Genomic DNA, 21,101 nt, shown 5'->3' on the forward strand with positions numbered 1-21,101 from the left:
GCGAGTATCCCAGCAAGGTCGGGTGCACGGCAAGCACATCGAGCCTGCGCGGAGGTCCGAAATCGCACGCTGCGTCAGGGGTTGTCGCAGGGGGCGGGGTGGACGCGGCAGGCCGTGGCTTTGACGATGAGCCAGACGTCCGCGCCTTCGCTCAGGGCGAGCTCGGCGACGGCGGCTTCGCTGAGCTCCACGCCGAGCTCCACGCCCGAGAGGGCCACGCGCGCGAGCCGCCCCGAGCCGAAGGGACGGAGCTCGCGGATGCGCCCCGGGTGGACGTTGCGCGCCGACAGGCCTTCGGGGCGACGCCCTGCGAGGATCACGTCCCGCGCGGCGATCTCCATCAGGGTTTCACTCCCGACGCCAATGCCGCCGCGGGAAGCGACGGCGGACAGCTCCAGAGCGCCCGCCCGCACGCGGCAGCCGTCACCGCTGTGGGCGATGACCGTGCAGGGCAGCGTGTTCGTGTAGCCGTGCTCCGCGCCGAGACGCCACACGCGGGCGTCGGACAGCACTGCGTGCGCGCTGCCCTGGGCGACGACGCGCCCGGCGTCCAGCACGACGACCTCGTCGGCGAGCAGCTCGACTTCCGCGGGATCGTGGGAGACGAGCAGCACGGGCAGCTCGAAGCGCCGCACGATGCCGTGGACGTACGGCAAGAGACTCCGCCTCAAAGGCAGATCCAGTGCGCCGAAGGGCTCGTCCAGGAGCAACAGCTTCGGCGCGGAGCACAGGGCGCGTCCCAGGGCGACGCGCTGGCGCTCGCCGCCGCTGAGCGTCTTCACGTCGCGATGCAGCAGCGCCGCGAGCCCCAGGGTCGCCGCCACCTCCGCGAGCACGCGCTCGGGATCTTGGTTGGCCGCGCGGGCTCGCGCCGCACCAGCCAAAAGATTCTGACGAACGGAGAGCCGTGGAAAGAGGACGCCGTCTTGCGGCACCCAACCGCTGCCGCGCGCCTCCGGCGGCAGGTGCACGCCGGCTTCCGTATCGAGCCAGGTTTGATCGCCGATGCCCACGCGGCCTCGGGCGGCGCGCACGCCGGCGACGATCTCGAGCAGGCTGCTCTTGCCGGCGCCGGACGCGCCGAAGATGCCGAGCACGCGCGCATCTGTGTCGATGCTCACGTCGAGCTCGAAGCGATCGAGCGGCGCCTTCAGCTGGAGCGAGATCACGCGCGCCTCCCGGCGAGGCGTTCCGCGAAGGCCACGGCCACGAGTCCGGTGACGAGAGCGACGGCCAAGAGCACGCCGGCCTTGGCGTCGCGCCCGGATTGCTCCGCGGTCCAGATGGCGAGCGCCAAGGTCTGCGTGCGGCCGGGGATGTTGCCGGCGATCATGGCCGTGGCGCCGAACTCGCCCAGGCTGCGCATGAAGCCCAAGATGGCGGCGGCGCCGAGGCCACGGGCGGCGACGGGCAGCACGAAGCGCAGCAGGGCGGAGAGGCGCGAGTGGCCCAGGGTGCGGGCCATGGCCTCGATGCGGGGATCGATGCCCTCGAAGGTGACGCGAGCGGTGCGGATCACCAGCGGCGCGGCCATCACTGCGGAGGCGAGCACCGCGGCCTTCCAGGTGAAGAGCACGTCGATGTCGAAGCCCAGGGTGCTCTTGCCGAGCCAGCCGTCGTCCGCCAAGAGCGAGAGCAACAGATAGCCCACCGCCGTGGGCGGCAGCACCAAGGGCAGCACCACCGCGGCGCTCACCACGCTCTTGCCGCGAAACTCGTGGCGCGCGAGCCAGTAGCCGATGGCGCTGGCCGGCAGCATCACCAGGGCCGTGGCCGTGAGCGCCACCCGCAGGCTCAGGAGCACGATGCCGAGAGTGCTCGTCAATCGCCCTCCAGCGGGACGAAGCCCTGGCTCTCGAAGACGCGGCGCGCTTCGGGGCCGCGCAGATAGTCGAACAGCTGCTGGGCTTCGGGCTGATGCCCGCGGAGCAGCGCTGCCGGGTAGCGGATCCGCGGGCCGTTCCTCACTTCGAGCACCACACGGACGTCACTCGTGGAGCGGGCGTCGCTCGCGTACACGATGCCTACGAGATCCTTGCCGCGGCGGACCTGGCCCAGCGCCGCGCGCACGTCCGGCATGGGCAGCACGTGGTCTTTCACGCGATCCCAGAGCTTCTCGGACGTGAGCCACTGCTTGGCGTAGATGCCGGCGGGCACCGCCTCGGGGTTCGCGAGCACCAGGTGCGGGGCGTTCTGCAGATCCGAGGGCGCGTCGATCTTCAGCGGCGAGTCCGCCTTGACCACGACCACCAGGTGGTTTTCGAGCAAATCGACCCGAGTGTCGACGCTCGGCACGCGATCCATCCACGCCTCGCTGGCCGACACGAAGATGTCCGCCTTGGGGGAGGCGATGAGCTGGCGCGCCATCTGGTTGGAGCCACCGAAGCTGAAGGCGACGTGCGTCTTCGGGTGCTCGTTCTCGTAGCTCTTGCCGATGGTGGTGAGGGCGTCGGACAGGCTGGCGGCGGCAAAGACCGACAGCTCGGTCTTGTCGCGCTGGCAGCTCAAAAGCACGATCAGTGCGGCGCACTTCAAAAGCATGGAACAGTGGCGGCGCGGGGTTGGGGTCCCCGCGCGGGGTGTGGGGCGAAGCCCCACGGCGAAAATCCGGCGGGGCCGGCGCCGGCTGCTCACCAGTCACCCGAGTCGCGAGGCGCCAACGTGTCACAACTCAATGGAAAACGCGGTAGCCTTGCCCGACTCATGGGCACGTTCTACCTCAAACAGCTGTTGGTTGGGCGCGAGGTCGGCAAGGGCGACCGTATCGGCACCCAGATGCAGAACTTCGTGTATCTGGTCGGGGACCGCGACGCCGGGGAGTGTTTGGTGATCGATCCAGCTTGGGACGTCGACGGCATAGTGGCCACCGCCCAGGCGGACGACATGAAGATCGTCGGCGCCTTGGCCACGCACTATCACCCGGATCACGTGGGCGGCAGCATGTTCGGCTTCAGCGTGCAGGGCCTACCGGCGCTGCTCGAGAAGAACCCGTGCCCGGTGCACGCCCACAAGCTCGAGGCCGAGGGCATCCGCGTGGTGACCGAGCTTTCCAAGAGTGACATCACCGAGCACGACTCGGGGGACGCCATCGTCGTCGGCGAGGTCGAGGTGAAGCTCCTCCACACGCCGGGGCACACGCCCGGGTCGTCGTGTTTTCGGGTGAAGGATGCGCTCTTGGCCGGGGACACCCTGTTCCTCCAAGGCTGCGGCCGGGTGGACTTGCCGGGCGGGGATCCGGAAGAGATGCGCCGCACCCTGCGCCAGCGCCTCGCCACGTTGCCGGACAGCATCGTGCTGTATCCGGGGCACGCCTACGGTGGCGAGCACGCCGAGCTCGGCGAGGTCCGCCGCATCAATCCGGTGTTTCCGCCGCCCGGGCCCGGCGCCAAGGAAGTGCTAGACTGACGTGTTTCATCGGCTGGAGGTCCTCGTGAAACGACGGCTCGTGCTCTCTGGCATCGCGATCGGCATCTTGGTCAGCATCTCCGCGGCGGCGGCGCCGAGTCATCACCCCGTGCGCCGCGCACAAAAGCTGTCGCACGGGCAGAAGATCACGAACCTCCAGAACGTGGTGGTGCACGGCCGGCCGGGTCGCCCTCAGGTGGTCACGGAGATCCAACGCGCCAAGCTGCGCTTCGAGGTCGGCACGGCGCGCTACGGCTGGCAGCCGCGCAGCTTCCGCTGAGCGACGGGTAGCGCGCCGGACCAACATTCTCTCGATCAGTCTGCGGCAGCCTGCTTCGCGAAGGCCGCGAGGAGCCCCGTCCAGCCGCCGTCGGAGTCGAACACACCGCGCATCTCCTGAGCGCGCTGACCGTAACGCTCGAGGTGACGATGCTCGAGCTCGACGCGAGTGGAGTCGCCATCCGGAACGAAGCGAACCTCGACCTCGGTTTGCAGCTCGGGATCGTGCTGCCAGTCCGCCGAGATCTCCCAGCTGAGCACCAGGCGCGTGGTCGGCTCCCAGGCGACGACGTGACCCCAGGTGCAGGTGCTGCCGTCGTCACCGCGCTCGAACCAACGGCCGCCGACCTTGGGCTCGAGCTCGACGTCCACGGCCTTCGTCGCTCCAATCTTGTGCGATACGAGGGGCCACCAGGTTCCCATTCGCTCCGTGAAGACGCGCCACGCGACGTGGGCGGGAGCGGCGACGACGACGGACTTCTTCAAGCTTTCCATGTTTTGCTCACTTTCTCTTGCGCAGCGAAGCCGCCTCTCGCTCCGCGGCATCCTTGAACTGCAGCAGGGCCTCGTCCCAAAGGCCGTCGAGCCAACTGCGCAACGCTTCGAGCCCCCGCGGGTCCACCGAGTACAGTCGGCGCGTGCCCTCGGCGCGATCGCTCACCAAGTGCGCGGCCTTGAGCACCTTCAAGTGCTGGGAGACGGCGGGGCGACTGACCGTCATCCCGCGGGCCAGCTCCACCACGGAATGGGGTCCGCTCCTCAATCGCTCGAACACCGCCCTGCGCGTGGGATCGCCGAGCGCGTCCAGTACGTTTGCTGCCAACACGCCGCGAACGTAAGCCGCAGCTAACCGTAAGTCAAGGCTTACGAAACAGCATTTCTCGCACCTGGCTCGGCGCCGGGATCCCCGCGTCGTGAAAGGCGCGTTTCATGGCGGCAGTGCTGCCGTAGCCGGCGAGGCGCGCGATGTCCGCGATGCTGACCTCGGGCTCCGAGAGCGCCAGCACGGCGAGCTTGATGCGAAGGCGCTTGGTGGTCTCACGCCAGCCCACGAAGGGCACCTGGAAGGAACGCGCGAACTCGCCCAGCTCGCGGTTCAGATGCCGGAGGGAGAGGCCGGCGGTCAAAGACACGGCATCCAGCGTATTGAGCAGATCCAGCCGCTCGGCGAAGGGCCGAACAGCCTCGAAGATCCGATGGTGGCGGCTGCGTGTCTCGCTCAGACCGTGGGCGAGATCCGCGGCGAGCAGCTGCTGGTCGGCAAGAGAGCGGATCAGCTCGACGACCGCGCCTTCGTTCGTGGGGCGGCGCGCGAGGCGCCGCGCCGAAGCCCAACTGTCGTCGCTGAGCTCGATGGAACAGGGGCGGGGAGCTCCGGCGAGGAAGTGTTCCGTCGAATCGACGCGGATCTCCAGCGCCGCGAGGGGCTCTCCCCAGTTGCGAAAGGGCACCGTGCCCTCGAACTGCCGTACGTCGAAGCAGACCGCTGCCGGGGCATCGAAACGTTCCCCGTTCAGCTCCAGCGCGCCCTGGAGCAAGACGTACAGCAGCACGCCGTCCGGGTACGCTTTCGGCGGCGGCACGAAGCGCGAGTCGAACGTCAAACCCGTACGCCGAATGGTGGCGACGAACACGTCGCGGGAGATCACGTAGTCCGCGCGATAGCTGCCGCGGCCAATGCGTTTCTGAGTGCTCGCGACGAACATCTCCCGGAGCGCGGGAGGCTATCAGCTCAGGGACAGGTGACGAAAGGGCTGGCTGCGCAGGAAGTGTCGGCGCAGTCGATCTTCGAGTCGCCGTCGTTGTCGAGGCCGTCGTGGCATTCCTCGTTCGTGCGCTCCCCGAGGCACTTGGTGACGGCCGGGCTGATCTGACAGTCGTAGTCCTGGCAGTCGATGTGGCCGTCGCCGTCGTTGTCCTTGCCGTCGCTACAGGTCACGTCGTCGTTCTCTCCGTTGCAGACGCTCACGGAGGGGTTGGCGCTGCAGTGGAAGTCGGCGCAATCGATGAATCCGTTGCCGTCGTCGTCGAGGCCGTTGCTGCAGGCCGCGTCGGTCGACTCGGCGCCCGTTGGCAACAGGCAGTCGACCCCGGTACAGCTCACGGCCTGGCCGGCCGCGCAGGCCTTCGACCCGATGCCGTCGCAGTACACGACGGTCTGGCAGGAGACCACCGCGGGCCAGCAGTTCGGCGGCGCGCCGTCGAGGCCGTCGCAGTACTTGGGGGACGACGGATAGTTCGTGCACGTCACCGGAGTGGGGACGCAGGCCTGGTACGCGCAGTCCACGACCATTCCTTGGTTGGCTTCGTCGGGGGTGCAGCCCACCCATTGGCTGCCGCAGAGCTTCACGCTGGCGCAGTCCACCGCGGTCTTCCAGCAGGTGTCGCTCTGGGCGCAGTACGTGTCCGTACAGCTCCCGCCTCCGGCTTGGCCCCCGGCGCCTCCCGCGTCACCGGCGGCACCCCCGCTACCCGCGGCGCCGGCCGCGCCCCCACTGCCAGCGGCACCGGCTGCGCCCCCGCTTCCCGCAGCGCCGGCCACGCCACCGGCACCCGCCCCCGAGCCCGCGAAGCCTCCGAAACCACCACCGCCGCCACCGCCACCACCGGATCCGGAGGAGCACGCGGACGTCAGCAACAAGCAGAGTGCGAGATAGCGTCGTGCCGTCATCGCGCGCTGACTAGCACGAGCCTCCACCCTTCGGCTCGCGATGGCCGAAAGTATCCTCCAGCGCTATTCGGCTTCGAAAGTGGTGCGCACGACATCGAGCCGCGGGCTCGAAGGAAAGCCGAGACGCCGAACCGCGCGCGCCACGCACAGCGCCGAGTCGTGATTGCCGGGCACCGTGTGCACCGTCACGCCGATGGCCTTGCCGTTCTTCACGGCCGCGCAGATACGCACCGTCATGTTGCCGGGCACGCCGCAGTAGTTGAGGTAGCCGCCCTTGTCGAGCACGGCTCCAAACGCCGACGCCGGCAAGTCCGCCGGACCGCGAGCGCCACCCACGGTGATCTCGTCGTCGTTCTGCGCCATCGCTTGCTCGCAGCTCATGCCCGCCACGGCCGCGATCACCTTCTGCGGTGCGGGCTCGGGCTCGGGCTTCGGGGGCGGCGGCGGCGGGGGTTTCGCCTCGACGTGTGCTTCTTCCGCTGGGGGTTGGTCCGGCGCGATACCCGTCGCGGTCTGCTCCGGCTCTTCCTCGTCGGCGCTCGGCGCGCCCAAGCTCGGTACGTCGATGCCGGGGTCGTCACTTTCGACGCTGATGGTCGGCTCCGCCACGACCGTCGCGACCGGCGGCGGCACGGCGGACACCTCGCGCACGGTGGCCGCGGGCTCCGGCGCTTTCGCCGTAGCCACGGCCGCCACCGGCGCGCCGCGCGCCTCCGTCACGGCGGCGTGGGCCGTCGTCGTCGCGGCGTCGAGCCACGACAGGGAAACGCGCCCCGTGGTGAGGCCCCAGCACAGCGCGACGCCGGCGATCCACGCGGCGACACCGAGCGGCGCTTTGGAACGACGTCGCCTCAGCGGCTGCTCGAAGGAGAGCTCCGGAAGCTTCACACGTTTCTTGAAGGCGAGGGGAGCCGCCACGGGAAGAGCTTGCTAGCGCGATGCTCCCAGCGCGTCCAGGGCTTGCCCGCCAAGCCCGGCGAGCACGCTGCGCACGAACGGCAAAAAGCCTTCGGGGCCGGAGGCGACGTCCTTGAGGTGCACCGTAGTGGTGTCGCTGCGGAGGAAGATCTCCCGGACGATTTCCAGCCGGGCGGGCAGGTCGATGCCCGCGCCCATCACCACGTGGTCGATGGGCGCCTCGTCGAACACGCGGCGAACGTCGTCGATGTTGCTGCCGCCGTACAAGCGAACGCCGGACAGCCCCAGGCGCCGTCGTGCATCTTCCACGACGACGCCCTTCCGGCCGAGGAGCAGGACGTTCACGCCGCGCTCCGTGCGGCGGGCGCCAGCACTTCACGCGCGAAGTCGTCGATGGACCGCGGCGCGTGCCCCGTGATGCGCTGCACGTTCTCGGTCACGAAGTCGCCGAAGCCGCGCGCGTACGCGGCGCAGTAGTCCCGCAGGATCCCCGCGGTCCAGTCGTCGGCGCCGAAGCTCCGCACCGTCTCGGCCACCGCCTCCGGCGGCACCGGGACGTAGCCCACCTCGCGACCCAGGGCGCGCCCCACGGCAGCAGCCACGGCGTGGTAGTCGACGCTCGCGGGGCCCGTGAGCTCGAAGGTGCCGCCGTCGAAGGTGTCCGTAGTGGCCGCGACGACGGCCGCGTCCGATACGTCACGCGTGTCGACCAGGCCGAGCTTGCCGTCGCCCACCCCGAAGAAGATCTTGCCTTGCGCGAGGATCGTGGGCAGCGCCATGAACAGGTTCTGCATGAAGAAGTGCGGGCGCAGGATCACGGTCGTGAGCTTGGTTGCCGCGAGCTTCGCTTCCGTACGTCCGTGCTGCCGGGTGTTGTCGGTGGGCCCGTCGGGATCTGCCTTGAGCGCCGAGATGCGCACGAGCTTCCGAACCCCGGCCGCTTCTGCCGCGTCGATCGCGCGGGCCGCTTGTTCGTCGGCCCGAGCATTGGCCGGCGTGATCAAGACGACGGTGTCCTTGCCCGCGAAGGCCCGACCCAAGGAATCGGCGTCCTCGAAGGAGCCCGTCAGGACCTCGGCGCCACCAGGCGCCGAAGCCGGATTTCGAGTGAGCAGCGCCGGGGAGGCGCCGCGGTCGATGAGTCCTTCCACCACCCGGCGACCAATGGTCCCAGTGGCTCCCGTTACGATGATGTTTGCCATGGCTGGAGTGTGCGGACCTTGCTCCTGTTGCACTAGTCCCAGAGAATGAAAGATACTTTTGCTCTCATGGCAAAAGCGGCTCCGGACCTCAACGACGTGGCGCTGTTCGTGGATGTGGTGAAGGCGGGGAGCTTCTCCAAAGCTGCGGCCGGGCGCGGGGTGCCGGTGTCGACCGTGAGCCGACGGGTGGCGCGGCTCGAGCAGAGCTTGGGGACGCGGCTCCTCGAGCGCACCACGCGGCGGCTGAATCTCACGGACGTCGGCAAGAGCTACTTCCAGCATGCGGAGCGGGGACTCGAAGAGCTGTCGCAGGGCAGCCGGCAGGTACTGGAGCTGCACGCGCAGCCGCGCGGTCGCGTGCGCATCACGGCCGCCGTGAGTATGGGGCCGATGGTGACGGAAACGCTCCAGAGCTACTTGTTGGCCACGCCCGAGGTCAGCATCGAGATCGATCTCACGGAGCGAACCATCGACCTTGCGGGTGAGGGGTACGACATCGCGATCCGCGCCGGCAGCGTGGGCAGTGACGACGTGATTGCTCGTCAGATCTCGCAGTCAGCCCGCCAGTTGTTCGCGAGCGCGGCGTACCTCGAGCGCAAGGGTCGACCGAAGCGCCTCTCGGACTTGCCCAAGCACGATCTCATCGCGCTGCGTACCACCGAGACCGGTGCCTCGTGGGAGCTCTTCGACCGGCGCGGCAAGAAGCATCGGGTGGGGTTCCAGCCTCGCCTGACGGTGAACGAGATGATGGCCTCGCGGCACGCTGCCATCGCGGGGATCGGCATTGCGCTGTTGCCGGCCGCGGAGAAGCGGGCAGGGCTCGAACGAGTGCTCCCCGGCTTTTCGGGATCCGTCGGCGGCCTGTGGCTGGTGTACCCGGCCGAGCGAACCCTGACGGCCGCCGTGCGCTCCTGTGTGGACCACCTGCGCGTCGCGTTGGCCACGGGTTGATCTTGGACCCTCGAGTCCAGCCCTTGGAGGATCTGGTCCCACTCCGGTCGCAGCGTATTCCACAGGAAAGGCGCGCTTTTCGCTGGCAGATTTGTTGCAGCCGAAGCCTCCCGTACCGCCGACGCGGCGGATCACTGGAGGTCCATGAAGCACGTATCGAGCATCCTGCGCGTCTTCTTCTACGCGCTCATCACGACTCTTGGCATCGCTTGCAGCAGTGAGGACGACGCGGCCCAGGGCCCTTCGAGCCAGCCACAGGACCAAGTCCAGGCCACCATTGGTGCGCAGGGCGGGGAGCTGACGTCGGCGGATGGGCGTCTCACGCTGCGCCTGCCGCCGGGGGCGGTCGCGAAGGACACGCTCATTGGCATCGCACCCGCAGAGGACGACAGCGGCTTCGCCCCAGGGCTCGCGTACCAGCTCACGCCCGACGGCCTGGCGCTCGAAAAGCCGGGGACGCTGACGTTGACGTACACCCAGGCGTTCGCGGAGGGCGATGTGGTGCTCGGGCGCCGCCTCACGCCCGACATGTTCGAGGTGTGGCCCACCAGTCACAAGGTGGGCGATCTCGATGTGGAAGCGGACATCGATCACTTCAGCACGCACGGCGCGATCCTACCGCCGAGCCTGCAAGACCTGCCGGTGCCGCTGAAGGTCGCCCCCGACGGAAGCTCGGTCAAGATCGATCGCACCGACGCCTTCCGGCCCGTGGAGCGCGCGGTGAACCGTGACTTCTCCGTGGCCGACAGCGAGTTTTCGCCGCGCTTCCCCCCGGCCCCCGGGATCGAGCTCCCGCAAAAGGTGACGGACTACCTGGGCGGCACCGAGACGGCGTGCACGTTGAACGGCGTGAACCACTGGCCCTGCGGCGCGATGTACTGGTACCGCTTCAAGTACAGCCGCTTCGCGAGTCGCGTGGCCTACTTCGCGCCGCCCGGAGCCCTGCAAGACTTCGAGGTCAAGGAAGACGGTCCGGGCGCGCTGAAGCTCAGCTGGACCGCGGGCGACGCCGCCGACGGCAATGCCGTCGTCGAGCGGCTGGATGCGGGCGGCTGGCAGGTCTTGGCGGAGCTGCCGTATCCGGCGTCCGGCTACAAGGACGTGGGGCTGACCAAGGCCGGGTTCTACAACTACCGCCTGCACTCCAAGACGGCGAGCGGCACGGAAGGGCCGTCGGTGTACGCCGTGGGGCAGCTGACCCAACCGACGCCCGTCGGCAGCTGCGAGATATTGGTGAACGACTTCATCAATGGCGTGTCCCCCGCGGACGGCAAGGACTTCGTGCTCCACAGCCAGCTTCAGTTCAAGGCCAGCGCAGCGTGCACCAAGGACCTCACGTCGCCCACCCTCGACTGGTACCGGGTGCAGACGGATGGCACCAACACCAAGCAGCTCATCCTGACGGGCGACGTGGCACAGCTTCAACTTTCCGGGAAGCTCGATCTGGTGCTCGAGATCCACGACGGTGCGACCACTCAGACGGTCACCGCCAGTGTGGGGTCGACGACGCCCGCGCTGGTCTCGATCATGCAGCTGTCCAAGAACCAGCTCGCGCCCACCGACTCCCTCACGGTGGACTTCCTGGAACCGGGTGGGCTCACGCCGGTCGCGACCACGTACCCCACCAAGGTCGGCAGCATCTACCTGCAGATCTGGACGCTCGCAGGTACGCCTGCGCAGGCCGGAAGCCTGGTGGTGAGCAAGGGCACAACAGCGGGTTCCAGCATTACGCTGGATTTCTCGGGCTCACCCCTGGCTACGGGCTCCTACTTCGTTTTCGGCTGGGTGAAGGGCCCGACCGGGGACGTGGTTTCCTCCGCCCCTGCCAAGGCCTTCCAGGTGCCGTGACCGTGCGGACGGCGTGAGGCGCCCCACGATGGCGGGCGCCTCGCGGATCAGCGCGTCGTTCGTGATGGCGTCTACCATGAACAGCGCGAAGTCCACGCGGCGGGTGAGGTTGTCCGCGAGCACGGGGTCGCCCACGTGGCGGCTCCACACCGGCAGGCCCTGGCTCTCGCCCTCTTCCAGATCACTGCCCCGGACGACGGTCCAACGCGTGTCGCTCTCGAAGATCCGACGCGTCGCTTCCACCTGATCGTCGATGTCGACCACGCGAGTGAGGCGTCCGACCCAGCGGAACACCTTGACGAGGGTGGTGAGCTTTCGCGAGTACACGTCCTTGCCGTCCCGCGTGATGTGCCAACCACAGGAGAAGATCAGACGCGCGTCCGGCGGCGCGAAGTCCAGCACGGCCTGGGCCGTGCCGGAGGCATAGTGCTGCATGCCCCAGGGCACGAGCACCGTGAGCACGGCGTCCACGCCGGCCACGGCCCGGCGGATCACGTCTCGGTCGTCGGTTTGGCCGGGCACGATGGTGATGCGATCGGCGAAGGCGGCGAGCTTGTCTACGCTCTGCTCCCGGCACACCGCCACCACCTCGTACCCCCGGTCCAGGGCGTGCTGGATCATGTACTTCCCGAGCTTTCCGGATGCGCCGACGATGCAGACTCTCATGGGGGTTTCTCCTCTCGACCCCCTTGTTGTAGCCATGCATTTGTGTCGCGCCCATTCCCATAGTTGGCATACCTGCTATGCATTGGTGCATGGACTGGACCCCCGTGGGCTTCGACTGGAATCGCGCTCGAGCTTTCTTGGTGACCGCGGAAGAGGGCTCCTTCTCTGCGGCGGCGCGGGCTCTTGGGCAGGCGCAGCCCACGCTGGGCCGCCAGATCGCAGCGCTGGAGCAGGAGCTCGGCGTGAGCTTGTTCCAGCGCGTGGGCAATGCCCTCGAGCTCACCCCGACGGGGCTCGAGCTCTTGGAGCACGTGCGCACCATGAGCGAGGCGGCGGGTCGCATCTCGCTTTCCGCAGCCGGCAAGTCGATGGACATCGACGGCGTCGTCACCTTGGCGGCGAGCGAAGCGATCTCCGCCTACCTGTTGCCGCCCATCGTGAAGGCCCTCCGCGCGGCGCATCCCGGCATCGAGGTGGAGATCGTCGCCTCCAACGCCACCACTGATCTGCGGCGTCGGGAGGCGGACATCGCCCTCCGGAACTTCCGCCCCACGGATCCGGAGCTCTTCGCCAAGAAGCTCAAGGACCACCGCGCGTGGCTGTACGCCACGCCGGAGTACTTGGCCAGCATCGGCAATCCGAAGAGCCTCGCGGCGCTGTCGGCCCGCGCCGAGGTGCTGGCCTTCGATCGCAAGAAGACGTTCCAGGACGCCCTCAACGGCATCGGCTTCTCCTTTGGCGCGGAGAGCTTTCCGATCCGCACCGAGAATCACCTGGTGCAGTGGGAGCTGGCCAAGAGCGGCGCCGGCCTGTGCGTCATGATGGAAGAGGTCGGCGACCGCGAGCCGAAGGTACGCCGCGTTCTGCCGAAAAAGGCGCCGTGCTTCCCGTTTCCGAGCTGGCTCACGAGTCACCGCGAGCTCGCCACCAGCCGCAGGATCCGCGTCGTCTACGACTTCGTCGCGAGCGCCTTCGTCGCGCTGTGACCGCGGCGGACCAACAACAAATGAATTGGGACGATTCTCTTGTTGGCTCGCCGCGGAAACGTCAGTTCTTGGCGCTCTCGGATTTGGGCCGGGGCGGATGCGGCGGTAGGCGTCGCGGCGGCACCACCACGCGGGGCGGCGCGCTCACGCCACCCTTGCGCGGGATCTTGTACTCGTGCTTGGCCACGATGACGGTGTTCTTCAGGTGATTGGCCTGCTGGATCTCGCGCACCGAGACGCCGTACTTCCTCGCCAGCATGCCCAGGGTCTCGCCCTTCTTCACCTTGTGCGTGATGTAGTAGACGGGCGGCTTGATGCGATCGAGAGCGAGCAGCGCGCGGTGCGCGCGACGGGCCGTCTCTTGGGCGATGGGATTGAAGAAGCGAATGTGCAGGTGCGTGGCGTGGCCCTTGGCGTACACGATGAGCGGCCGGAACTTGCCGGGGACGCCCTTGAACAGGCCTTCTACCCAGGCCGGGTCTTCCCCGATGCCCAGGGCATACTCCTTGAGCATGTTCTGCACGGAGTAGTCCGCGAGGATGAGCTGCACGTCCGTGTGCGTGATCAGCGCCCGGACGAAGGCCCAGGTGCGAGCGCGGTCGAGGTTCTTGGTCGTGGCGCGGGCGTACCAGTGCGTGGAGTCCGGGTCGTCGTAGTAGAAGCTGATGTCCACGTCGCGGCCGGATTGATGACTGATGTGGGGGCTCAGGTGACCGCCGTGGCGCGCGCTGATGTGACCGACGAACAGCGGATGCGAGTCGGGGAACTGCTTGCGCACCACACCGATGGCTTCTGTCAGGTAGTCGACGGTCTCCTGGGTGCCCCACTCGTGGGCGGCATCCACGCGCTGCCAGGCGTCGCTCTCGGGCAGCTGCACGCCGTTGATGAGGGCGCCGGCGCCGGGGCGCCCCACGGACATGGAGCCGAGGACGCTCGCATCTTCCCGGAGCTGCTTCTCGATGTCCGCCTCGCTCCAGCCTTCCAGGGGGTGCGGCTTGGGGGGCGCGGACAGCGGCGGGGGCACGTCGTCGAGGGGCTCGCCATCGTCCACCGGCTCGTCTTCGGCACCGGCATAGCCTTCCGTTGCTTGGGGCTCGGCCACGGGAGGCGAGGGCAACGCGCTGGGGGCGGCCAGCGGCGCGCTCGTCAGCACGGGCGGCGGTGGAAACGCCACGGGACGTGCGGGCGACGAAGCCGGCTCGCGAGCGCAGGCCACGAAGCACGCAGCCAACGCACAGCCCAAGGCAGCGCGCATGGGGTCACCCTATAGCGTCTCGACGGCGGCCGGGCCAGTCCGTAGGCTCTCGGCCCCGTGTCCTGGTTCGTCGCCACCATCTACGACCGCTTCATGGCGGAGAGTGAACGCGCCTGTTTGGCCGCCTGGCGTCACGCGCTGCTCGGAGAGTTGACCGGCAGCGTGATCGAGATTGGCGCCGGCACCGGGCGCAATCTGGATCACTACCCGCTGGGGCTCGAGCGGCTGGTGCTCGCCGAGCCGGATCGCCACATGCGTTCGCGCCTGCGGGCGCTGTCCACGGAGCACGAGCACCCCGCGGAGGTGATCGCCGCGCCGGCCCAGGCGCTGCCGGTCGACAGCGAGAGCTTCGACGTCGTGGTGTGCACCTTGGTGCTGTGCTCCGTCGCGGACGTGGACGCCACCCTGGCGGAAGCGCGGCGCGTGCTCAAGCCGGGTGGGCGCTTCGTGTTCATCGAGCACGTGGCGGCGGAGGGGGGCTCGCGTCTCGCGTGGCAGCGGCGGGTGGAGCCGGTGTGGAAACGCATCGCCGACGGTTGCCACCTGACGCGGCGCACGGGCGAGTCGCTCGAACGGGCCGGCTTCGAGCTCTCCGACGTGAAGCGCGAGAGCATGCGCAAGGCGCTGTCCATCGTGCGGCCCACCTTGCGTGGCGTCGCCCGGAAGAAGCCGTGATACGCTGACGGCATGCGTTGGGTCTGGGCGCTCGGCTTGGTGCTTCTGTTTTCGAGCGCCGCCCGGGCCCAAGACGAGACGCCGGATCCCTATCAAAGCGCCTACGACGCGGCGTCCGGCCTCGCGGCAGAGGGCAAGTGGAAGGAAGCGGCGGAGGGCTTTCGTCAGGCCGTCAGGCTGCGCCCGACGGCCGTGGGCCTGTTCAACCTGGCTCAGGCCGAGCGCAACGCGGGTCAGCTGACGGAAGCGCGACGGGACTTCGAGCGCGCGCAGGCCAGCGCGCGGGACGAGGGCGCGACGGACGTGGAGCACTTGGCGGCTTCGGCCCTCGCGGCCCTCGAGCAGCAGATCCCGAAGCTCCGGGTACGCGCGCCGGAGGGCGCCACGGTGACCTTGGACGGCGAGGAGGTGGACGCGTCGCGCAGCGTCGAGCTCACGACCGGCTCGCATCGCGTGGAGGTGCGCGTCGCGGGCAAGCCGCCCTTCGTGCGGGAGGTCACGGCGCGGAGCGGACAGACCGTCGAGGTAGTGGCGCGCTTCCCGAAGCCGATACCGTCGCCCGAGCCCAAGGTCGCCCCGCCACCGCCACCGCGCACCGTGAGCTCCGCGGGGCCTCCCACCGGAGCGGTGATCAGCCTGGGCGTGGGGGCCGCGGCCATGGTCGCCGGCGTCGTGTTCCACTTGCGACGCAACGAGAAGCTGTCGGACGCCGCGGCGGATTGCATTCGGCAGGGCAACGGATGGTCGTGCCCTCCGGCGCTGGAGCACGATCCGGCACACCAGGAAGCCAAAGATCAGGCGAGCTCGGCGGAGCTGGCGCGCAACGTGCTCTTCGGCGTGGGCGCCGCCGCTGCGCTCACCGGCGGCGTGTGGTGGGCGCTCTCTTCCGGCAAGGAGCGCACGCAGGTGGCCATCACGCCCACTTCCGCCCGGCTCCGCATGGCGTTCTGACGCGGCGCTTTACTTCCGCGGCTCCGGCCCTAGGCTCGGAGGATGCCGCATTACAAGCTCGTCAGCTTCGATCTGTGCCCCTTCGTCCAGCGCAGCGTGATCACGCTCAACGAAAAGAACGTGAAGTTCGACATCGAGTACATCGATCTGGCGAACAAGCCGGAGTGGTTCTTGGCCATCTCCCCGCTGGGCAAGGTGCCGGTGTTGGTGGTCGACGAAAAGAAGGTGCTGTTCGAGTCGGCGGTGATCAACGAGTACCTGGACGAGGTCACCGAGGGACGCATGCTGCCCGAGGACCCGCTGGAGCGCGCGTACGGCCGCGCTTGGATCGAGTTCTCGTCCAACTTGGTGATGGACGCCTATCGCATGCAGATGGCGAAGGACGAAGCGGGCGCCAAGGAGCACCTGGCCAAGGTGCGTGACAAGCTCGGGAAGCTCGAAGCGATGCTCCCGGACGAGGGTCCGTACTTTTACGGCAAGGAGCTCTCGCTGGTGGATTCTTCCGCGGCTCCGGCGCTGCAGCGGCTCTCGTGGTGCGAGAAGCTCCGCCCGGAGCTGACCGTCTTCGACGGCTTCGAGAAGGTCACGCGCTGGCGCGATGCGCTCTTGGCGCGGGAGTCCGTGAAGCGATCCACGGTGGCCGACATCGAGGATCGCTTCCACGCCTACGTGAAGCGCGGCGAAGCGTGGCTCGCTAACGGATGACGTGCCCCGGGAGCACGCAGCGCTTCTTGCCGTCCGGTCCGAAGAACACCTTGTCCGGCGGGCACGCCGGCAGCGGCTTGTAGACGCGCACCGCGGGCTTCTTCACCAGCGGAGGCTTCTCCGACGCGCTGGTGGGCGGCGCGGGCTCCACCACCGGTGGCGCGCTCGATGCCACCGGCGCGGGCTCCGGCGTGGCAGCGGGCTGTTGGCTGACGGCGACCACGGGAGCGACGGGCGGCGCCGGCGGCGCCTTGTGCAGCGTGGAGATCAGCAGGAAAACGAGGATCCCCGCCGCGACCAGCGTGCCGGCCGCGATGCCGATGAGCAGCGGCATGCGGTTGGTCTCTGGAGCCGGCTGTTGGATGGCGATGGACTCGAAGCTCGGCAGGCTCTGGCGCAGGGGCATGTTCGCCGTCATTGCCGGCGCCGCTGGGAGCACGATGCGCGGCTGGGATACGTCCCGCGCGTCGCGGGCGAGGGTCGGCGCTTCTTCCAGGTCTTCGAGCACGACCTCCGGACGGCCGGGCAAGAGCGTCTCGAGCTCGGCGCCCACCTCTCGAGCACCCGGGAAGCGACCGTTCGGGTCGCGCACCATGCAGCGGCGGATGATGCCGTCAAGCCTCGGATCGGCTCCGGGCGCGGCGTCGAGCAGGGCGGGGAGGGGGCCCTGGAGAATGCCGGCCACGACCGCATAGGGAGTGTCGCCGTCGAAGGCGCCTTTGCCGCTGGCCATCTCGTAGAGCAGCACGCCCAAGGACCACACGTCCGTGCGGTGATCCACCCGCGACCCCATGGCCTGTTCCGGCGACATGTACGCGGGGGAACCGACGGCGGTCCCCGTCACCGTCGAGGACGCGCTCTCTTCGCTGATCACCTTGCTGACGCCGAAATCGAGGACCTTGACCACGATGCCGCGGTCGGGATCCTGATGCAGGAACACGTTGGCCGGCTTCAGATCCCGGTGGACGATGCTGGCCTCGTGGGCCGCGTCCAGCGCCTTGGCGACCTCCGCACCAATGGCCGCGACGGCGGCGGTGCTCAAGCGCCCGCGGCGATCCATCAAGGCTTCGAGGGTCTCGCCGCGAAGCAGCTCCATCACCAGGAAGGGATCGCCGCTTTCGGTCTCGCCGACGTCGTACACCTCGATCACGTTGCGGTGATGCAGCCGCCCCGCAGCGCTCGCTTCGCGCAGCATGCGCTGTCGCAGCTCTTCCGCCTCGCCCCCGGTGACCTGAATCAGCTTGATGGCGAAGGAGCGTTGGGTGAGCTCGTTCTTCGCCTCCCACACCGAGCCCATGGCCCCGTCCCCCAAGTGGCGGACGAGCCGATATTTCCCTGCAATGACGGTGTCGGGGCCCATGACGCGCGGCCCGGGCAGGCTACCATTCGTCGGATCCGGGAGCTACTTTCGCCCGGGGGGATGTTAGCCTGAGGCGTCATGGTCTCGGCACGCTGGTGGGGAGTGTGGATGCTGCTTCCGCTGGTGGGCTGTACGCCGGATTCCTTCAGCTACGGTTCCGGAGGCGAGGCCCAGGCGTGCGACGGGGACGCCTGCAGCGAAGCCTGCCCCGTGGGCAGCCACGCGGTGGAGGGCGTGTGCGTTTTCGAGTGCGGAGCTTGGGACGTGACGGAGCCCCAGGCGGCGGCGCTCGGCCTGGCTCTCGGGAGCGACCGACTCTACGTGGTGGGCAGCGCAAACGAAGACGCCGGCCGCCCCGCGCTCGGCTGGTTGACGGCCCTGTCGGCGTGCACCGGGAGCGAGGACGCCGCGGCGTTGGTGGGCAACAGCGCTGCGGAGGTCGCTGCCAGCGGAGACTCGGTGTGCGTCGCCGGCAGCAGCGCGGACCAGGCCCTGATTGCCAAGCTGGATTCGACGCTCCAGGCTCCGCCGAGCGAGAGCTTGGTCACGGGCGGCACGCTGTCCCGGGTGACGTCCACGAGCTCGGGCTTCTGGGCCGTGGGCGCGAGTGACGCCGACACGGCCTGGGCCGTGAAGAGCAGTGCTCAGGGGCAGTGCAGCGTCGCCTTCGGTTCCGTGCCTTCCCACGCCGTGGACGTCGCTGCTCGCGACGACGTGGTGACCGTGCTCCTGGACACGAAGGACGGGCCGACGCTGGCTCGTTTCGTCGATTCCAGCTGCGCTCCGCCGAGCTGTGACTGCTCGCCCAGCGACGCCCTCGGTCCGCTTTCGGCGGAGGGCTTGGGCGCCCTCGCGCCGGCGGCCCTCGCGCTGGGCGAGACGGCGATCTTCGTCGCCGGGGCGCTGGACGACGGAGCCTTCGTGATGGCCGTGGATCCTTCGAGCGGCGCGGTGACGGCGGCGCGGCGGGCAGCCGGCACGCAGGGCGCGCGCAGCCTGACGGTGTCCGGAGACGATCTCTGGCTGGGGGGCGAGGGCGGAGGGTTCGCGTTCGTACAGCGCTATCGACTCCCGCTGGGCCAAGAGCCTGAGTGGCAATGGCAGAGCACGGACTACCCGGCGGTGGTGTCGCTGGTGAGCGGTACCGCTGCCGGCGAGCTGTACTGGCTGGCGGCCGGCTTGGATTCCTATCGTGTGGTGCACTGTTTCGACGACACCAGCTGCAGCGTCTTCTAGACTCCGCCCGTGCCCATCGAGCTTGCACCGACGGATGAATCGCTCTCGGCGCTGGCGCGCCACGAGCTGCCTTCGGCGTCCGTTGCGGGCGTGCGCTACCAGATGGGGAAGATGCTCGGGGCCGGGGCCATGGGCATCGCCTACTTCGGCATGCGCGTGGCCGCGGATGGCAAGTCGCCGGTCGTGGTCAAGTTGCTCCGGCCCGAGTACGTGTTGGAGGCCGGGCCCACGGCAGCGATGATCGTGGAGAAAGAAGCCGTCGCCCTCGCGCGTCTGAACGGCCGCGTCCCACCCACGCCCTTCGTGGTGCGCATGTTGGACTCGGGTACGGTGCGCGTGAGCCGCGAAGGGCGCGAGTTCGATCTACCTTGGCTCGCCATCGAGTACGTCCACGGCGGCGCGGAGGGAACCACGCTCTCCGAGCGGGTGGTGTACAGCGTCGAGCACACCGGCCACGCCTTCGGCCCCGGCCGCGCGGCGCTGGCGGTGGGCGCCATTGCCAGCGGTCTGGAGGCGGTCCACGACGTGGGCGTCGTGCACCGCGATCTGACGCCGAACAACGTGCTCTGCTGCGGTTTCGGCGAGGACGAGATCTTCAAGATTGCCGACTTCGGCCTGGCGCGACCGGTGGGCATGTCGGCGACCTTCGGCGGCATCGTGGTGGGCACCGTGGGCTACGCCCCGCCCGAGCAGGCGGCCCTGGACGACCGCCGCATCGGCACCTGGAGCGACGTGTTCACCTTCGCCGTGGACGTCTACTTCATGCTCACCGGCCGAGCGTATTTCCCCGCCAAGACCCCGCTGGACATGCTGCGCCAGGCGCGCTCGGAAAAGCGCCTGAGCATCACGGAGTCACCGCTCTTGTCCCCGGACCTCGCGGCGGACGCGGCGGCGTGCCGCGGGATCGACGCCGCGTTGGCCCAGGCCACCGCGCCGCGGCCGGAAGAACGCCCCGCGAGCGCCCAGCTGTTCGCCTCCACGGTGCTGCCGTTTCTGAAGAGCGCGGCGCGCCGCAGCGCCACGCGCACCGGCGCCGAGCGTCGGGCCGAGAGCATCGCGCCGTCCCGTACGCCGGGGGCCGTCGGCTGGCACTGGACGCTCCGCCACCATGCCAGCGGGGATCGCGTGGTGCGCAGCGTGGCTTGGGACGGCGACGGCCGCTGTCTCGCGGCCACCAGCGAGGGTCTCGCGTTCTGGAACGGCACCAGCTGGCAAGACGCGTTCGCAGAGGGGTTGCCGGATCCCCGCGGCGTTCGCTTCGTCCACCGCGTGTCGGCGGGCAACTGGCTCATCGGTGGGGACGCCAGCACGCTGGCCACGTTCTCGAGCAGCGGTGTATCCGACGTGGTGCGCGGTCCCGTCGCCACCGAGAGCTTCAGCGTGGCAGACGGAGACTTCTCCGATCTCGCGGTGGTCGTCGGCGTACGCCCCGAGCACTCGCCGGTGCTCTACACGCTGAGCTCCCGGCGCTGGCTCAAGCCGCTCTCCTTCAGCAAGGCCGCCACGGTATCGGCGCTCGCGAGGGTCGCGGATGATCGCTGGCTCATCACCGGTCGCAAGCACGACGGCTCCGGATTCTTGGCGCGCTTTCAACCGCTGAACTGGGACGTGGAGCTTCTGGACGTGCCTCAGGTTCGCGCGCTCCTGGCCTGCGCTGCGCGCATCGACCGCCAGCACGGCCTGGCCGTGGGCAGCGACGGCCTCACGGTGACGGTGACGCCGGACTCGGTGCGGGCGCAGCGCCTGAACGGTGCGCCGGATCTCAGCGCAGCCGCCGTGGACGCTGCCGGTCGCTCCTGGGCCGCGGGCGCCCACGCCATCTGGGTGACGGAAGCCGTGGGTCTCGCGCCGTGGGAGCGCGTGTGGCACGACGAAGCGCTGATCGCGCCGATCATCAGCCTGTACGCCGACGTCGGCGTGGTGGTGGCGATGATGGCCGATGGCAGCATCGTGGAAGGCCGCTGGCTCGCCACGTGACGGGTATCGCGCCGCA

23 protein-coding genes are annotated in these 21,101 nt (G+C 69.0%); 10 read left to right on the plus strand and 13 right to left on the minus strand.

Annotation, left to right across the window (positions count from 1 at the left end):
• Positions 1–74: 74 nt before the first annotated feature.
• The 3 genes from H6717_27610 to modA form a co-directional block, all read right to left on the minus strand.
• Complete coding sequence (locus tag H6717_27610; GenBank protein MCB9580827.1) at positions 75–1,169, minus strand: ATP-binding cassette domain-containing protein; 1,095 nt, start codon at positions 1,167–1,169, stop codon at positions 75–77.
• On the minus strand, positions 1,166–1,759 hold the full coding sequence (modB, locus tag H6717_27615; protein MCB9580828.1) for a molybdate ABC transporter permease subunit: 594 nt from the start codon (positions 1,757–1,759) through the stop codon (positions 1,166–1,168). The genes H6717_27610 and modB overlap by 4 nt, the downstream gene beginning before the upstream one ends.
• Before the next feature lie 62 nt (positions 1,760–1,821).
• The gene (modA, locus tag H6717_27620) at positions 1,822–2,541 is read right to left on the minus strand and encodes a molybdate ABC transporter substrate-binding protein (GenBank protein ID MCB9580829.1); all 720 of its coding nucleotides are present in this window, start codon (positions 2,539–2,541) and stop codon (positions 1,822–1,824) included.
• 162 nt (positions 2,542–2,703) lie between these two features.
• On the opposite strand from modA, the gene H6717_27625 reads away from it, so the two are divergent.
• Both H6717_27625 and H6717_27630 read left to right on the plus strand, forming a co-directional pair.
• On the plus strand, positions 2,704–3,405 hold the full coding sequence (locus H6717_27625; protein ID MCB9580830.1) for an MBL fold metallo-hydrolase: 702 nt from the start codon (positions 2,704–2,706) through the stop codon (positions 3,403–3,405).
• Positions 3,406–3,430: 25 nt separating this feature from the next.
• Positions 3,431–3,685, plus strand: coding sequence for a hypothetical protein (locus H6717_27630; GenBank protein ID MCB9580831.1), 255 nt, complete (start codon positions 3,431–3,433; stop codon positions 3,683–3,685).
• A 35-nt stretch (positions 3,686–3,720) separates the two neighbouring features.
• Here the strand turns inward: H6717_27630 and H6717_27635 are convergent, their stop codons facing one another.
• From H6717_27635 to H6717_27665, 7 genes are all read right to left on the minus strand, one after another.
• Positions 3,721–4,179, minus strand: coding sequence for an SRPBCC domain-containing protein (locus tag H6717_27635; protein MCB9580832.1), 459 nt, complete (start codon positions 4,177–4,179; stop codon positions 3,721–3,723).
• A 7-nt stretch (positions 4,180–4,186) separates the two neighbouring features.
• The gene (locus H6717_27640) at positions 4,187–4,510 is read right to left on the minus strand and encodes a winged helix-turn-helix transcriptional regulator (GenBank protein MCB9580833.1); all 324 of its coding nucleotides are present in this window, start codon (positions 4,508–4,510) and stop codon (positions 4,187–4,189) included.
• A 31-nt stretch (positions 4,511–4,541) separates the two neighbouring features.
• Positions 4,542–5,390 carry a helix-turn-helix transcriptional regulator gene (locus tag H6717_27645; GenBank protein MCB9580834.1) on the minus strand — a complete coding sequence of 283 codons (849 nt, stop codon included), beginning with the start codon at positions 5,388–5,390 and terminating at the stop codon, positions 4,542–4,544.
• A 26-nt stretch (positions 5,391–5,416) separates the two neighbouring features.
• Positions 5,417–6,355, minus strand: coding sequence for a hypothetical protein (locus H6717_27650; protein MCB9580835.1), 939 nt, complete (start codon positions 6,353–6,355; stop codon positions 5,417–5,419).
• A gap of 63 nt (positions 6,356–6,418) precedes the next feature.
• Complete coding sequence (locus H6717_27655; protein ID MCB9580836.1) at positions 6,419–7,273, minus strand: hypothetical protein; 855 nt, start codon at positions 7,271–7,273, stop codon at positions 6,419–6,421.
• Positions 7,274–7,285: 12 nt separating this feature from the next.
• Entirely contained in the window at positions 7,286–7,618 is a 333-nt protein-coding gene (locus tag H6717_27660) for a hypothetical protein (GenBank protein MCB9580837.1), read from the minus strand.
• Positions 7,615–8,475, minus strand: a complete 861-nt coding sequence (locus tag H6717_27665) for an NAD(P)H-binding protein (protein MCB9580838.1) — start codon at positions 8,473–8,475, stop codon at positions 7,615–7,617. Before H6717_27665 ends, H6717_27660 begins: the two co-directional genes overlap by 4 nt.
• Before the next feature lie 66 nt (positions 8,476–8,541).
• Here H6717_27665 and H6717_27670 point away from each other — a divergent pair, with 66 nt between their 5' ends.
• Entirely contained in the window at positions 8,542–9,426 is an 885-nt protein-coding gene (locus tag H6717_27670; protein ID MCB9580839.1) for a LysR family transcriptional regulator, read from the plus strand.
• 144 nt (positions 9,427–9,570) lie between these two features.
• Positions 9,571–11,274, plus strand: a complete 1,704-nt coding sequence (locus H6717_27675) for a hypothetical protein (GenBank protein ID MCB9580840.1) — start codon at positions 9,571–9,573, stop codon at positions 11,272–11,274.
• On the opposite strand, the gene H6717_27680 is transcribed toward H6717_27675, so the two are convergent.
• A complete protein-coding gene (locus H6717_27680; GenBank protein ID MCB9580841.1) occupies positions 11,173–11,940 on the minus strand; it encodes an NAD(P)H-binding protein in 768 nt (255 codons plus the stop codon). The genes H6717_27675 and H6717_27680 overlap by 102 nt on opposite strands.
• A gap of 89 nt (positions 11,941–12,029) precedes the next feature.
• Between H6717_27680 and H6717_27685 the strand changes: the two genes are divergently transcribed.
• Positions 12,030–12,926: a LysR family transcriptional regulator gene (locus H6717_27685; GenBank protein MCB9580842.1), complete on the plus strand. Its 897-nt coding sequence runs from the start codon at positions 12,030–12,032 to the stop codon at positions 12,924–12,926.
• Positions 12,927–12,987: 61 nt separating this feature from the next.
• Here the strand turns inward: H6717_27685 and H6717_27690 are convergent, their stop codons facing one another.
• A complete protein-coding gene (locus tag H6717_27690; GenBank protein ID MCB9580843.1) occupies positions 12,988–14,181 on the minus strand; it encodes a penicillin-insensitive murein endopeptidase in 1,194 nt (397 codons plus the stop codon).
• 57 nt (positions 14,182–14,238) lie between these two features.
• Here H6717_27690 and H6717_27695 point away from each other — a divergent pair, with 57 nt between their 5' ends.
• From H6717_27695 to H6717_27705, 3 genes are read left to right on the plus strand one after another with little or no spacing between them, the layout of a single operon-like run.
• Positions 14,239–14,856, plus strand: a complete 618-nt coding sequence (locus H6717_27695) for a methyltransferase domain-containing protein (GenBank protein ID MCB9580844.1) — start codon at positions 14,239–14,241, stop codon at positions 14,854–14,856.
• A gap of 12 nt (positions 14,857–14,868) precedes the next feature.
• Positions 14,869–15,807: a PEGA domain-containing protein gene (locus tag H6717_27700; GenBank protein MCB9580845.1), complete on the plus strand. Its 939-nt coding sequence runs from the start codon at positions 14,869–14,871 to the stop codon at positions 15,805–15,807.
• Positions 15,808–15,849: 42 nt separating this feature from the next.
• Positions 15,850–16,512 carry a glutathione S-transferase family protein gene (locus tag H6717_27705; GenBank protein ID MCB9580846.1) on the plus strand — a complete coding sequence of 221 codons (663 nt, stop codon included), beginning with the start codon at positions 15,850–15,852 and terminating at the stop codon, positions 16,510–16,512.
• Here H6717_27705 and H6717_27710 read toward each other — a convergent pair.
• Positions 16,502–17,809 (minus strand): serine/threonine protein kinase, encoded by a 1,308-nt coding sequence (locus H6717_27710; GenBank protein ID MCB9580847.1) that lies wholly within the window; start codon positions 17,807–17,809, stop codon positions 16,502–16,504. The two genes, H6717_27705 and H6717_27710, sit on opposite strands and share 11 nt — an antisense overlap.
• Positions 17,810–17,950: 141 nt before the next feature.
• On the opposite strand from H6717_27710, the gene H6717_27715 reads away from it, so the two are divergent.
• Entirely contained in the window at positions 17,951–19,108 is a 1,158-nt protein-coding gene (locus tag H6717_27715; GenBank protein ID MCB9580848.1) for a hypothetical protein, read from the plus strand.
• Positions 19,109–19,117: 9 nt separating this feature from the next.
• Entirely contained in the window at positions 19,118–21,085 is a 1,968-nt protein-coding gene (locus tag H6717_27720; GenBank protein MCB9580849.1) for a serine/threonine protein kinase, read from the plus strand.
• The last annotated feature ends 16 nt before the right edge of the window (positions 21,086–21,101 follow it).

It is taken from the genome of Polyangiaceae bacterium (genome assembly GCA_020633235.1).
Lineage (GTDB): Bacteria > Myxococcota_A > Polyangia > Polyangiales > Polyangiaceae > JACKEA01.

Excerpts from the sequence above, each read along its gene's own strand:
- H6717_27650 (MCB9580835.1), bottom strand. The coding sequence starts at position 6,355 with ATGACGGCACGACGCTATCTCGCACTCTGCTTGTTGCTGACGTCCGCG.
- H6717_27685 (MCB9580842.1), top strand. The coding sequence starts at position 12,030 with ATGGACTGGACCCCCGTGGGCTTCGACTGGAATCGCGCTCGAGCTTTC.
- H6717_27710 (MCB9580847.1), bottom strand. The coding sequence starts at position 17,809 with ATGGGCTCGGTGTGGGAGGCGAAGAACGAGCTCACCCAACGCTCCTTC.
- H6717_27665 (MCB9580838.1), bottom strand. The coding sequence starts at position 8,475 with ATGGCAAACATCATCGTAACGGGAGCCACTGGGACCATTGGTCGCCGG.
- modA (MCB9580829.1), bottom strand. The coding sequence starts at position 2,541 with ATGCTTTTGAAGTGCGCCGCACTGATCGTGCTTTTGAGCTGCCAGCGC.
- H6717_27700 (MCB9580845.1), top strand. The coding sequence starts at position 14,869 with ATGCGTTGGGTCTGGGCGCTCGGCTTGGTGCTTCTGTTTTCGAGCGCC.
- H6717_27645 (MCB9580834.1), bottom strand. The coding sequence starts at position 5,390 with ATGTTCGTCGCGAGCACTCAGAAACGCATTGGCCGCGGCAGCTATCGC.
- H6717_27670 (MCB9580839.1), top strand. The coding sequence starts at position 8,542 with ATGGCAAAAGCGGCTCCGGACCTCAACGACGTGGCGCTGTTCGTGGAT.
- H6717_27705 (MCB9580846.1), top strand. The coding sequence starts at position 15,850 with ATGCCGCATTACAAGCTCGTCAGCTTCGATCTGTGCCCCTTCGTCCAG.
- H6717_27690 (MCB9580843.1), bottom strand. The coding sequence starts at position 14,181 with ATGCGCGCTGCCTTGGGCTGTGCGTTGGCTGCGTGCTTCGTGGCCTGC.
- H6717_27635 (MCB9580832.1), bottom strand. The coding sequence starts at position 4,179 with ATGGAAAGCTTGAAGAAGTCCGTCGTCGTCGCCGCTCCCGCCCACGTC.
- H6717_27715 (MCB9580848.1), top strand. The coding sequence starts at position 17,951 with ATGGTCTCGGCACGCTGGTGGGGAGTGTGGATGCTGCTTCCGCTGGTG.
- H6717_27675 (MCB9580840.1), top strand. The coding sequence starts at position 9,571 with ATGAAGCACGTATCGAGCATCCTGCGCGTCTTCTTCTACGCGCTCATC.
- H6717_27625 (MCB9580830.1), top strand. The coding sequence starts at position 2,704 with ATGGGCACGTTCTACCTCAAACAGCTGTTGGTTGGGCGCGAGGTCGGC.
- H6717_27680 (MCB9580841.1), bottom strand. The coding sequence starts at position 11,940 with ATGAGAGTCTGCATCGTCGGCGCATCCGGAAAGCTCGGGAAGTACATG.
- modB (MCB9580828.1), bottom strand. The coding sequence starts at position 1,759 with ATGCTGCCGGCCAGCGCCATCGGCTACTGGCTCGCGCGCCACGAGTTT.